The following is a 12,238-nucleotide window of genomic DNA, read 5'->3' as shown; positions in this document are numbered from 1 at the left end:
TACTGGTGCCGCCGGAGCCGCCCGGGCCCACGCTCAGGCGATGGATGACAAGTGTGATGTCTGCATCGTGGGCGCCGGCCTGGCCGGCCTCAACGCGTTGTTCGTCGCGAGCAGGTACCTGGGTCGCGACCAGAAGGTGGTGCTGATCGACCGCAGGCCGGCCCCCGGCGGCATGTGGGTCGACACCTACCCGTATGTGCGACTGCACCAACCCCACCCGATGTTCACCGCGGGCGATATCGAGTGGACGCTGAACAAGGAACCGTCCCATCTCGCCACCAGGGACGAGGTGCTCGGCCACTTCGCACACTGCCTCGACGAGATCGGGAATCGGATCAGCGTCGACGAGCGGTACGGGTGGACCCTGGAAGCCGACGAGGAAACCACCGACGGGGTGCGGATCACGTGCCGCACCCCGTCCGGCGAGGTCCGCGTCATCGAGGCGGCCAAGCTGATCAAGGCCTACGGCTTCCGCGTGACACCCAACGATCCGCTGCCGCTCACCAGCACCCGGGTGAATTCGGTGTCGCCCGACTCCTGCGATGTGCGCGGTGGCGAGATCGGCCGCAGCGACACCCCGGTGTGGGTGGTCGGGGGCGGCAAGACCGCGATGGACACCGCCCACGCGCTCATCACCCGGTATCCGGGCCGTGAAGTGAACCTGGTGGCCGGGTCCGGCACCATGTTTTCCAGCCGGGAGCACTTCTTCCCCGATGGCGCACATCGCTGGTGGGGCGGCACGACGGTGAGTCGGCTCGCGCGTGAGATCAGTCAGCGGTTCGACGGGACCAACGAGGACGACGTCGCCGCCTGGTTCCGCGTCAACCACGGGATATCGCTGACTCCCGACTGCCGGAACTTCCTGCTCGGTGTCCTGTCGGAGTCCGAACGGCGGACCATCGCCGCCGGTCTCAACCACGTGATCATGGACCACGTCGTCGACGCGGTCGACCGCAACGGGTCGACCGACCTCGTGCTCCGCAGCGGTGCCACCAGATCGGTCCAGCCGGGTAGCTGGATCGTCAACTGCACCGGCTACATCACGCAGGGCGAGCATCCCGACGAGCCCTACATGTCGGCCTCGGGCAGCACGGTGTCGATCAACCTGCGTTCGGCCACTCTGCACTTCTCGTCCTACGGTGGCTACTTCCTGACCCATCTGCTGTTTCTCGGCAGGCTGCGCGACGTCCCGCTGTACGCGCTCGACCTGCAGGACCTGTGGAGCAAATCCAAGCCGGTGCTGCCGTATGCGATGTTCATGCTGGCGCAGCACAACCTCGGCCTGATCGCCGACGCGGTGCCCGCCCGGGTGTTCGGGGAGTGCGGCCTCGACTTCGACCGGTGGTATCCGTGGCATCGCCGGATGGCCGGGACCGCGCGGTTCATGGTGACACACCGCCGCGAACGGGCTCGTCAGCGCAGGGCGCTGGACACCATCCGGGACCGTTTCGAGGTGCGGTGCGGCCCTCTCACAGCTTGCGCAGGCGTAGCCGGTTGATCGAGTGGTCGGCGTCCTTGCGCAGCACCAGCGTGGCACGTGGCCGGGTCGGCAGGATGTTCTCGATCAGGTTGGGGCGGTTGATCGAATGCCAGATGTCGCGTGCGGCGAACACCGCCTGATCGTCGGTCAGCGTGGAGTAGTGGTGGAAGTGTGACGCGGGGTTGGCGAATGCCCCGGCCCGCATCGACAGGAACCGTGAGATGTACCACTGTTCGATGTCCTCGATGCGCGCATCGACGTAGACGGAGAAGTCGAACAGATCCGAGACCATCAGAGCCGGCCCGGTCTGCAGCACGTTGAGGCCCTCGAGGATCAGGATGTCCGGATGCTCGATGATCTGCTTCTCGTTGGGCACGATGTCGTAGAGCAGGTGCGAGTACACCGGCGCGCACACCGCGTCGGCGCCCGACTTGACCGCCGTGACGAACCGCATCAGCGCCCTGCGGTCGTAGCTCTCCGGGAAACCCTTGCGGTGCATCAGGTTCAGTCGTTCGAGCTCGGCGTTGGGGTAGAGGAAACCGTCGGTGGTGACCAGGTCGACGCGGGGGTGATGCTCCCACCTGGCCAGCAGCGCCTGCAGCACACGCGCGGTGGTGGACTTGCCGACCGCGACGCTGCCGGCCACCCCGATCACGAACGGCACCGGGCGATCCGGATTCTGCTGCGGCTCGCCGAGGAACTCCGCGGTGGCCGAGAACAGCGCCTGGCGCGCAGCTACCTGCAGGTGGATCAACCGGGCCAGCGGGAGATAGACCTCCTGGACCTCGAGCAGGTCGATCTTCTCGCCCAGACCGCGCAGCCGGACCAGCTCGTCCTCGGTCAGTTTGAGCGGCGTCGACATGCGCAGCGCGCGCCATTCAGTCCGGTCGAACTCCACGTAAGGGCTGGGTTCGCTCAGCCGCGCCATGGCCACAGTCTTGCAGTTAGCGTAGGGCGGCATGGACCCCGGTATCGATTTCGTCGACGAATACCTCAAGCTCGGTCTGCGATTCGACAGAATCGAGGAGGGCTACGTCGACGCGTTCACCGGCGACCCCGCCCTGCGCGCCGCGGTGGCCGCCGAACCGCCGCCCGAGCCTGCGGACCTCGCCCGGCAGGCGCGGCGCCTGGCCGCCGAGCTGCCGGCCCGGCTCGACGACGACCGCGCGGCCTTCGTCGGCGCCCATCTGCGGGCCCTGGAGTGCGCCGGCCGCAAGTTCGCCGGTGAGCAGGTCGGTTTCGTCGACGAGGTGCAGGACTACTTCGACGTCCAGATCGGCAAGGGCGACCCGGACCGTTACCGGGAGGCACACGCCAAGCTCGACGACGCGATCGGCGGCGCCGGGCCGCTCGACGAACGGGTGCAGGCCTACCGCGCGTCGGAGGAGATCCCGCCGGCTCGGCTCGAAGAGGCCATCCACGCGTTCTCCAGCGCGCTGCGCGACCGGGTGCGCGCGACGTTCCCGCTGCCGGCCGGCGAGACCATCACCTACGAGGTGGTCACCGACAAACCCTGGTCGGGGTTCAACTACTACCTCGGCGACTACCGCTCGACCGTGGCGGTTAACGCCGATCTCAAGCAACAGATGTCGAACCTGCCGCGGCTGGTGGCCCACGAGTCCTACCCCGGTCACCACACCGAGCACTGCCGCAAAGAGTTTGGGCTCGTGGCCGGGCGAAATCAGGCCGAGCAGACGATCTTCCTGGTCAACACGCCGCAGTGCCTGATGGCCGAGGGGCTCGCCGACCTGGCGCTCTACGCGGCGGTCGGACCGGGGTGGGGGCCGTGGGCCGCCGACATCTATGCCGACCTGGGATTGCGCTTCGACGGCGAGCGGGCCGAGCTGGTGTCGGAGGCCACCGCCGCGCTGGCCGAGGTGCGCCAGGACGCGGCGCTGATGTTGCACGACGAGCACCGCGACGTCGACGACGTCGTGGCGTTCCTGCGGCGCTGGCTGCTGGTCAACGACGAACGGGCCCGCCAGATGCTGCGGTTCCTGTCCTCGCCGTTGTGGCGCGCCTACACCAGCACCTATGTCGAGGGCTACCGGCTGTTGCGGGCGTGGCTCGATGCCCGGCCGGCAGGGGTCACGCTGACCGAGCGGTTCGGCAGGCTGCTCGACGAGCCGCTGATCCCGTCGTCGTTGCGCGCGGCCTAGGTCGGCGGCGCCAGCGCCGAGATTGTGTGCAGGGTCGTTCGCCCACGGATCGGCAACCACCAGTGCAATCTCGGCGGGCCTGGCGGACTGCGCCCGTGGCCGGACTCCTCAACGCGGCTCCTCCGTCACCGCTTGATCGTCGTCCGACTAGGCTCGTGGCCGGACTCCTCAACGCGGCTCCTCCGTCACCGCTTGATCGTCGTCCGACTAGGCTCGACCCATGACTGCAGAGTCCGTCACCGCCGGTCAGGGTGCCGAGTACGCCGACACCGCCAGCGAGGCCTACCGGGCCGCACTGCGGGTGATCGAGTCCGTCGAGCCGCGCATCGCCGCAGCCACCCGCAAAGAGCTTGCCGATCAACGGGATTCGCTGAAGTTGATCGCCAGCGAGAACTACGCGTCGCCCGCGGTGTTGCTGACCATGGGCACCTGGTTCTCCGACAAGTACGCCGAGGGCACGGTCGGGCACCGGTTCTACGCCGCATGCCAGAACGTCGACACCGTCGAGGCGCTGGCCGCCGAACACGCTCGCGAGCTGTTCGGGGCGCCCTACGCCTACGCCCAGCCGCACTCGGGGATCGACGCCAACCTGGTCGCCTACTGGGCCATCCTGGCCACCCGGGTGGAGGCACCCGGGCTGGCGGCGCTGGGCGCCAAGCACGTCAACGACCTGTCCGAGGCGGACTGGGAGACGCTGCGCAACAAGCTGGGCAACCAGCGGCTGATGGGTATGTCGCTGGACACCGGCGGGCACCTCACGCACGGCTTCCGGCCCAACATCTCCGGCAAGATGTTCCACCAGCGCCAGTACGGCACGGACCCCACCACCGGATTCATCGACTATGACGCGGTTGCCGCGGCGGTGCGGGAGTTCCAGCCGCTGGTGCTGGTGGCCGGCTACTCGGCGTACCCGCGCCGGGTCAACTTCGCCAAGATGCGCGAGATCGCCGACGAGGTCGGCGCGACGCTGATGGTCGACATGGCGCACTTCGCCGGACTGGTCGCCGGGAAGGTGTTCACCGGCGACGAGGACCCGGTGCCGCATGCGCACGTCACCACCACGACCACCCACAAGTCGCTGCGTGGCCCGCGCGGGGGCCTGGTGCTGGCCACCGAGGAGTACGCGCCGGCCGTCGACAAGGGCTGCCCGATGGTGCTGGGCGGTCCGCTGTCGCACGTGATGGCCGCCAAGGCCGTCGCGCTGGCGGAGGCCCGGCAGCCGGCGTTCCGGCAGTACGCCCAGGCCGTCGCCGACAACGCCCAGGCGCTCGCGGACGGGTTCGTCAAACGGGATGCCGGTCTGGTCACCGGCGGCACCGACAACCACCTGGTGCTGCTCGACGTGACGTCGTTCGGGCTGACCGGCCGCCAGGCGGAGTCGGCGCTGCTGGACTCGGGCATCGTTACCAACCGCAACGCGATCCCGGCCGACCCCAACGGTGCGTGGTACACCAGCGGCATCCGGTTCGGATCGCCCGCGTTGACGACCCGCGGATTCGGCGCCGACGAGTTCGACCGGGTGGCCGAGCTGGTTGTCGAGGTGCTCGGCAACACCACGCCCGCCGCGGGGCCCAGCGGGCCGTCCAAGGCGAAGTATTCGCTGGCCGAGGGCACCGCCGAGCGGGTCCGTGCAGCCGCAGCCGAGCTGCTCGAGGCCAACCCGCTCTATCCCGGCCTCACGCTGTAGAGCCGCCGAACTGGCATTCCGGCAGGCCCGCTCTCGTGATTTGTCTGCCGGAATGCCATTTCGGCGGGTCGACTGCCGTTTCGGCGGGACACGGCGTGGGGTTTTACGATTTCCACAGAATTGGGTTACTGTAACCGCATGGCACAGAAACCTGTCGCTAATGCGTTGACACTCGAGCTCGAGCCGGTCGTGCTGCAGGAACTGCGGCGCCACCTGGACACCGAGGACATCTGGTACGCGCACGACTACGTGCCGTTCGACCAGGGGCAGAACTTCGCGTTCCTGGGCGGGCAGGACTGGGATCCCACCCTGGTGACGCTGCCCAAGCACGTCACCGACGCGCTGGAGATCCTGCTGATCACCAAGGACAACCTGGCCGGTTACCACCGCGAGTTGGTCGAGCACTTCATCCTGGAGGACAAGTGGGGCCGCTGGCTCGGGCGTTGGACCGCCGAGGAGCACCTGCACGCCATCGCGGTGCGCAACTACCTCGTCGTCACCCGTGAGGTCGATCCGACCGCCAACGAGGACGTCCGCGTCGAGCACGTGATGAAGGGCTATCGCGCCGACTCGTACAGCCAGATCGAGACGCTGGCCTTCATGGCGTTCTACGAGCGCGCGCACGCGGTGTTCTGCCGCAACCTGGCGGCCCAGATCACCGAACCGGTGCTGGCGGCCCTGGTGGGGCGGATCGCCAAGGACGAGGAGCGCCACGAGGAGTTCTTCGCCAACCTGATCTCGCACTGCCTGACCTACAGCCGCGACGAGACCGTCGAGGCGATCGCGCGCCGTGCGGCCGAGCTCAACGTGGTCGGCGGGGACATCGACGCCTACGCCGACAAGCTGGCCACCGTCGCCGAAGCGGGCATCTTCGACGAGGACGCGCTGCGCGTGGTGATCGCCGATCGCATCGCCGCCTGGGGGCTCTCCGACGAGCCCCAGCTGCGGCAGTTCACGAGCTCGTAACCCGCGCGCCGTCCAGTCCCGGCGCGCCTGTCAGGCGCAAACGTCGCACCCGGAGTAGCGTCGGCTGCGATGGCTAGCGACATGCTCTGCTGTCCGGGCGGTCCAGATCGATTCGATCGGAGGGGACCGGCCCCGGTCCTGAGGCCGCCGTGTGTCCACCGAGATCGATTCGTGTGGGGCCGCATGAACGTGAACGCCTCGAGGAGCGCTCTGTGACTGATTCGCAGGATCGGCCGGGCCGTCAATCGGACGAGTGTCGGACCTACGTGCTCGACACCTCAGTGTTGTTGTCCGACCCGTGGGCCATCATGAGGTTCGCCGAACACGACGTCGTGGTCCCGTTGGTGGTGATCAGTGAGCTGGAAGCCAAGCGGCACCACCACGAGTTGGGCTGGTTCGCTCGGCAGGCACTGCGGTTGTTCGACGACCTGCGGCTCAAACACGGGCGGCTCGATCAACCGATCCCGGTCGGCGAGCAGGGCGGGTCCCTGCACGTCGAGCTCAACCACAGCGATCCTGCGGTGTTGCCCGCCGGGTTCCGGACCGACACCAACGATGCGCGCATTCTGACCTGCGCGGCCAATCTCGCCGCCGAAGGCAAGCGAGTCACGTTGGTGAGCAAGGACATTCCGCTTCGGGTCAAGGCCGGCGCGGTCGGCCTGGCCGCCGACGAATACCACGCCCAGGACGTCGTCACCTCGGGCTGGACCGGCATGGCCGAACTCGAGGTGCCCAGCGAGGACATCGACGCGATGTTCGCCGACGGCGACATCGACCTGGAAGCCGCTCGGGATCTGCCGTGCCACACCGGAATCCGGTTGCTCGGCAGCAGTTCTCACGCCCTGGGCCGGGTCAACGCCGACAAGCGCGTGCAGCTGGTGCGCGGTGACCGCGAGGCGTTCGGGCTGCGTGGCCGCTCCGCCGAGCAGCGGGTCGCGCTGGACCTGCTGCTGGACGAGTCGGTCGGCATCGTGTCGCTGGGCGGCAAGGCCGGTACCGGCAAGTCGGCACTCGCGCTGTGCGCCGGCCTGGAGGCCGTGCTGGAGCGGCGCACGCAGCGCAAGGTCGTGGTGTTCCGCCCGCTGTATGCGGTCGGCGGGCAGGACCTGGGCTACCTGCCCGGCAGCGAGAGCGACAAGATGGGCCCCTGGGCGCAGGCGGTGTTCGACACCCTCGAGGGGTTGGCCAGCCCGGCGGTGCTCGAGGAGGTCCTGTCCCGCGGCATGCTCGAGGTGCTGCCGCTCACGCACATCCGCGGCCGGTCGCTGCACGACTCGTTCGTGATCGTCGATGAGGCGCAATCGCTGGAGCGCAACGTGCTGCTGACCGTGTTGTCCCGGCTGGGGGCCGGGTCGCGGGTGGTGCTCACCCATGACGTGGCCCAGCGCGACAACCTGCGCGTCGGCCGGCACGACGGCGTCGCGGCGGTGATCGAGAAGCTGAAGGGGCACCCGCTGTTCGCGCACATCACGCTGCTGCGCAGCGAGCGCTCGCCGATTGCCGCGCTGGTCACCGAGATGCTCGAGGAGATCAGCCCCGGCGCCCTGCCCTGAGTGGCGATTTCGGCGTGAATATCGCCGGTGACGGGCGGCGATATTCACGCCGAAATCACTGGGCGGCGGCCGTTGTGTCGGCGCTCGCCGTGACACTGCCTGGTGCGCCCGCCGCCGGTGCCGACACCGTGGACTGCATGCGGGTCAAGTGCGTGGCGTTGACGTTCGACGACGGTCCGGGTCCACACACCGACCGACTGCTGCGGATCCTGAGCGCCCACGGCGCCCGCGCGACGTTCTTCCTCATCGGTGACAAGGTGGCGGGCGACCCCGCCGCCGCTGCGCGGATCAGCGGCGCCGGCATGGAGATCGGCAACCACTCGTGGAGCCACCCGGACCTGACTGCGATCCCCGCGGGGGATATCGCGGCCCAGCTCAGCATGGCGGGAGATGCGATCGAGGCCGCGACGGGCCGGCGGCCGACGCTGATGCGTGCGCCGTTCGGGAAGGCCGACGACGCGGTCCTCGCCGAGGCCGCCCGGCAGGGCCTGGCCGGAATCGACTGGGACGTGGTGCCGTTCGACTGGCTCAACGGCGCCGACATCGCCGCGACCCGGGCCGCGCTGATGGAGCAGATCAGGCCGAACTCGGTGGTGCTGCTGCACGACACCTTCGGCTCGACGGTCGACGTGGTCGAGCAGGTCCTGCCGGTGCTGCAGGCCGACGGCTACCATCCGGTGACCGTCAGCGAGATGTTGAGACCGAATCCGCCCGGCTAGCGAATTCGGCGATATTCACGCCGAAATCGCTCAATGGCGGCGGTGTGTCTCCACCAGGTACCACCCCGCCATCGCGGCGCCCGACATGCTCAGGACGCGGTCGGCGCCCCCACCACGCCGGCCCGTCGACAGGTCGAGCAGAGCCGCCAGCCCGAGCATGACGAAACCGGTCCGAAGGGCGGGTTGACTGGTCCCCGTGGTGACCAGCGCAGCAGGGACGGCCGTCGGGGCAAGATCCTGGTACACGAGCGCCGGGCCTCCTGATCTCGAGTCGGGCCATCGACTCGACAGCAGGCCGCGCTCAGCCCGCAGACGAATCGGGGTGATTCCCCAATTGTGTTGCGGTCTCAGCGATTCGTCAGGCGTTTCGCAGAACTTTCCGGGCCGGACGGCTCAGCTTCGCGCGTCCTTCACCTTCGCCATGGCCAGCACGTCGAGCCGCTTGTCCAGCTCCTCCTCGGAGAGCTTGTCACCGATCAGGCCGCGGTCGACGACCGTCTGCCGGATCGTCTTGCGCTCCTTGAGGGCCTCCTTGGCGACCTTGGCGGCCTCTTCGTAGCCGATCGCCGAGTTCAGCGGCGTGACGATCGACGGCGAGGACTCCGCGAGCTCGCGCAGGTGCGCATCGTTGGCGACCAGGCCGTCGATGCACTTGGTGGCGAACAGCTTCGACACGTTGGACAGCAGCGTGAACGACTCCAGCACATTGCGGGCCATCATCGGGATGTAGACGTTGAGCTCAAAGGCGCCCGACAGGCCGCCGACCGTGACGGCGGCGTCGTTGCCGATGACCTGCGCGGCCACCTGGGTGACCGCCTCCGGGATGACCGGGTTGACCTTGCCGGGCATGATCGAGCTGCCCGGCTGCAGGTCGGGCAGCTGCAACTCGCCCAGGCCGGTCAGCGGGCCCGACCCCATCCAGCGGATGTCGTTGGCGATCTTCGTCAGCGAGGCGGCGATGGTCTTCAGCGCGCCCGAGGCCTCGACCAGGCCGTCGCGGGCCGCCTGGGCTTCGAAGGAATCGACCGCGGTGCGCAGTTCGGCGATGCCGGTCTGGTCGACGAGCACCTCGACGACCTTGGCGCCGAAACCGTCGGGCGCGTTGAGGCCGGTGCCGACGGCGGTGCCGCCGATGGCGAGCTCACCGAGGCGGGGAAGCGTTGCCTTGACCCGCTCGATGCCGGCCTGGACCTGACGGGCGTACCCGCCGAACTCCTGGCCCAGCGTGACCGGGACGGCGTCCATCAGGTGCGTGCGCCCCGACTTGACCGTCGTGCGCCACTGCCGCGCCTTGGTCTCGAGCGACTCGTGCAGTACTTCCAGCGCCGGGATGAGGTGGCGCACCGCGGCTTCGGTGGCCGCGATGTGCGTGGCGGTCGGGAACGTGTCGTTGGAGCTCTGCGACATGTTCACGTCGTCGTTGGGGTGTACGACGACAGGCGGGGTCGCTGAGGCGCAGATCGAGGCGATGACCTCGTTGGTGTTCATGTTCGAGCTGGTGCCCGAGCCGGTCTGGAACACGTCGATCGGGAACTGGTCGTCGTGCAGTCCGTCGGCGATCTCCCCGGCCGCCGCGACGATCGCGTCGGCCTTCTCCGGCGCCAACAGCCCCAGATCCTTGTTGACCTGTGCACAGGCGCCCTTGAGCAGGCCCAGCGCGCGGATCTGGGTGCGTTCGAGGCCGCGACCCGAGATCGGGAAGTTCTCCACCGCACGCTGGGTCTGTGCGCGCCAGAGAGCCTTCGCCGGCACCCGGACTTCGCCCATGGTGTCGTGCTCGATACGGAATTCGCCGTCGACAACACTGTCGGTCATCTGTTCCCTTTGCGTCTCGGTGTTACGGAAGTGGGTAGGCCGCGGTCATGTCGCCGGTGAAATCCACCGCGGAGTATTCGTTGAGCTTGGACAGCCGGTGGTAGGCCTCGATCATCCGGACCGTCCCGGACTTGGAGCGCATCACCATCGAATGGGTGGTGCAGCCGCCGCCGAAGAAACGCACACCCTTGAGCAGATCACCGTCGGTGACACCGGTGGCGCAGAAGAAGACGTTCTCCCCGGACACCAGGTCCTTGGTGGTCAGCACCCGGCTCAGGTCGTGGCCGCGGTCGATGGCGCGCTGCCGTTCGTCGTCATCGGTCGGGGCCAGGGTGGCCTGGATCTCGCCGCCCATGCAGCGGATGGCCGCGGCGGTGATGATGCCCTCCGGCGTGCCGCCGATGCCGACCAGCAGATCGGTGCCCGAGTCCGGCCGGCAGGCGCTGATCGCACCGGCGACATCGCCGTCGGAGATCAGCCGGATGCGGGCGCCAGAGGCCCGCACGTCGTCGATCAGCTGGGCGTGGCGCGGACGGTCCAGGATGCACACGGTGATGTCGGAGACCGAGGCCTTGCGCACCTTGGCGATCCGCTGGATGTTGGCGGCGATCGGCGAGGTGATGTCGATGAAGTCGGCGACGTCGGGTCCGCCGGCGATCTTGTTCATGTAGAACACCGCCGACGGGTCGAACATCGCACCGCGTTCGGCGACGGCGAGCACCGAGATCGCGTTGGGCATGCCCTTGCTCATCAGGGTGGTGCCGTCGATCGGGTCGACGGCGAAGTCGCATTCCGGCCCGTCGCCGTTGCCGACCTCTTCGCCGTTGTACAGCATCGGCGCGTTGTCCTTCTCGCCTTCGCCGATCACGACGACCCCGCGCATCGACACCGAGTTCACCAGCTCGCGCATCGCGTCGACGGCGGCTCCGTCGCCGCCCTCCTTGTCGCCCCGGCCGACCCAGCGGCCGGCGGCCATCGATCCCGCCTCGGTCACCCGCACGAGTTCGAGGGCGAGGTTGCGGTCCGGGGCTTCACGACGCGAGGGGCTCATGCGCAGATTGTCCCATTGGCGGGTCGCGGTCCGGGAACTGGGATACTGGCGGGCATGACGACGCCGCCCGAGCCGGGCCAGCAGGTCGCCGGGCAGCCCGGTGTGGATCCCGAGACCGCAGGCCATGAGGCCGCCACCGGCACGGATGCCGAACTCGAGAGCTATGCAGTTCCGGGCCCCCGGGCGCAGAAGTCCCGGCTGCTGCAGGACGGCCGCGACATGTTCTGGTCGATGGCGCCGCTGGTGGCGGCATGCGTGGTGCTCGCCGGGGTGCTGGGCATGTGTTCGTTCGCGCCCACCGGTCCCGGGCCGGGTCCCGCCCCCGACCACGACGCGCGCTCGGCGCTGCAGGCCGACGCCGACACCCTGGGTATCCCGATCCGGGTGCCGCAGCTGCCGGAGGGCTGGCGGTCCAACTCCAACAGCCGACGGGGAATCGAGGACGGTCGCACCGACCCGGCAACGGGCCAACGGGTCCGGGCCGTGGTCTCCACGATCGGCTACCTCGCACCCAGCGGCATGTATCTGAGCCTGACGCAGAGCGATGCCGACGAACAGCAACTCGTGGCGTCGTTCGGATCCGACCTGGTCCCGACCGGCACCCAGGACGTCGACGGTGTCACCTGGGTCGTCTATGAGGGCGGTGAACGCGACGGCCGGCCGGCCGAGCCGGTGTGGACCGCCCAGATCCGGGGTCCGACCGGCCCGGTTCAACTCGCGCTGACCGGTGCCGGGGGTACGGATGAGTACCGTACGCTGGCGGCGGCGACGCAGAGTCAGTCGCCACTGACCCCGAGGTAACGCACCG

General features: G+C 68.7%; 11 protein-coding genes. 7 read left to right on the top strand and 4 right to left on the bottom strand.

What is annotated here, in order from left to right; genetic code table 11:
* The first annotated feature begins 40 nt into the window (after positions 1–40).
* Positions 41–1,498 carry an FAD-dependent oxidoreductase gene (locus JDV09_RS15560; RefSeq protein WP_221370034.1) on the top strand — a complete coding sequence of 486 codons (1,458 nt, stop codon included), beginning with the start codon at positions 41–43 and terminating at the stop codon, positions 1,496–1,498.
* Here the strand turns inward: JDV09_RS15560 and coaA are convergent.
* Positions 1,470–2,408, bottom strand: coding sequence for a type I pantothenate kinase (gene coaA / locus JDV09_RS15555; protein WP_221370033.1), 939 nt, complete (start codon positions 2,406–2,408; stop codon positions 1,470–1,472). The two genes, JDV09_RS15560 and coaA, sit on opposite strands and share 29 nt — an antisense overlap.
* A gap of 31 nt (positions 2,409–2,439) precedes the next feature.
* Here coaA and JDV09_RS15550 point away from each other — a divergent pair, with 31 nt between their 5' ends.
* The 5 genes from JDV09_RS15550 (at position 2,440) to JDV09_RS15530 (ending at position 8,564) form a co-directional block, all read left to right on the top strand.
* Positions 2,440–3,639, top strand: coding sequence for a DUF885 domain-containing protein (locus JDV09_RS15550; RefSeq protein ID WP_221370032.1), 1,200 nt, complete (start codon positions 2,440–2,442; stop codon positions 3,637–3,639).
* Between the two features lie 220 nt (positions 3,640–3,859).
* Positions 3,860–5,326, top strand: a complete 1,467-nt coding sequence (locus tag JDV09_RS15545) for a glycine hydroxymethyltransferase (protein ID WP_221370031.1) — start codon at positions 3,860–3,862, stop codon at positions 5,324–5,326.
* A 138-nt stretch (positions 5,327–5,464) separates the two neighbouring features.
* Positions 5,465–6,292 (top strand): acyl-ACP desaturase, encoded by an 828-nt coding sequence (locus JDV09_RS15540; RefSeq protein WP_221370030.1) that lies wholly within the window; start codon positions 5,465–5,467, stop codon positions 6,290–6,292.
* A 212-nt stretch (positions 6,293–6,504) separates the two neighbouring features.
* A complete protein-coding gene (gene phoH2, locus JDV09_RS15535; RefSeq protein ID WP_221370029.1) occupies positions 6,505–7,845 on the top strand; it encodes an RNA 5'-3' helicase PhoH2 in 1,341 nt (446 codons plus the stop codon).
* Complete coding sequence (locus tag JDV09_RS15530; RefSeq protein ID WP_372452935.1) at positions 7,842–8,564, top strand: polysaccharide deacetylase family protein; 723 nt, start codon at positions 7,842–7,844, stop codon at positions 8,562–8,564. The genes phoH2 and JDV09_RS15530 overlap by 4 nt, the downstream gene beginning before the upstream one ends.
* A 30-nt stretch (positions 8,565–8,594) precedes the next feature.
* Here JDV09_RS15530 and JDV09_RS15525 read toward each other — a convergent pair whose 3' ends face one another.
* The 3 genes from JDV09_RS15525 to glpX form a co-directional block, all read right to left on the bottom strand.
* On the bottom strand, positions 8,595–8,810 hold the full coding sequence (locus JDV09_RS15525; protein WP_221370028.1) for a hypothetical protein: 216 nt from the start codon (positions 8,808–8,810) through the stop codon (positions 8,595–8,597).
* 147 nt (positions 8,811–8,957) lie between these two features.
* Entirely contained in the window at positions 8,958–10,379 is a 1,422-nt protein-coding gene (locus JDV09_RS15520; RefSeq protein WP_221370027.1) for a class II fumarate hydratase, read from the bottom strand.
* A gap of 22 nt (positions 10,380–10,401) precedes the next feature.
* Entirely contained in the window at positions 10,402–11,430 is a 1,029-nt protein-coding gene (gene glpX, locus JDV09_RS15515; protein ID WP_221370026.1) for a class II fructose-bisphosphatase, read from the bottom strand.
* Positions 11,431–11,484: 54 nt separating this feature from the next.
* Between glpX and JDV09_RS15510 the strand changes: the two genes are divergently transcribed.
* The gene (locus tag JDV09_RS15510; protein WP_221370025.1) at positions 11,485–12,231 is read left to right on the top strand and encodes a DUF4245 domain-containing protein; all 747 of its coding nucleotides are present in this window, start codon (positions 11,485–11,487) and stop codon (positions 12,229–12,231) included.
* Positions 12,232–12,238: the final 7 nt, after the last annotated feature.

It is taken from the genome of Mycolicibacterium xanthum (genome assembly GCF_019710635.1).
Lineage (GTDB): Bacteria > Actinomycetota > Actinomycetes > Mycobacteriales > Mycobacteriaceae > Mycobacterium > Mycobacterium xanthum.
Note: the sequence above shows the minus strand (reverse complement) of the source record. Positions and strands in the feature narration are given on the sequence as shown.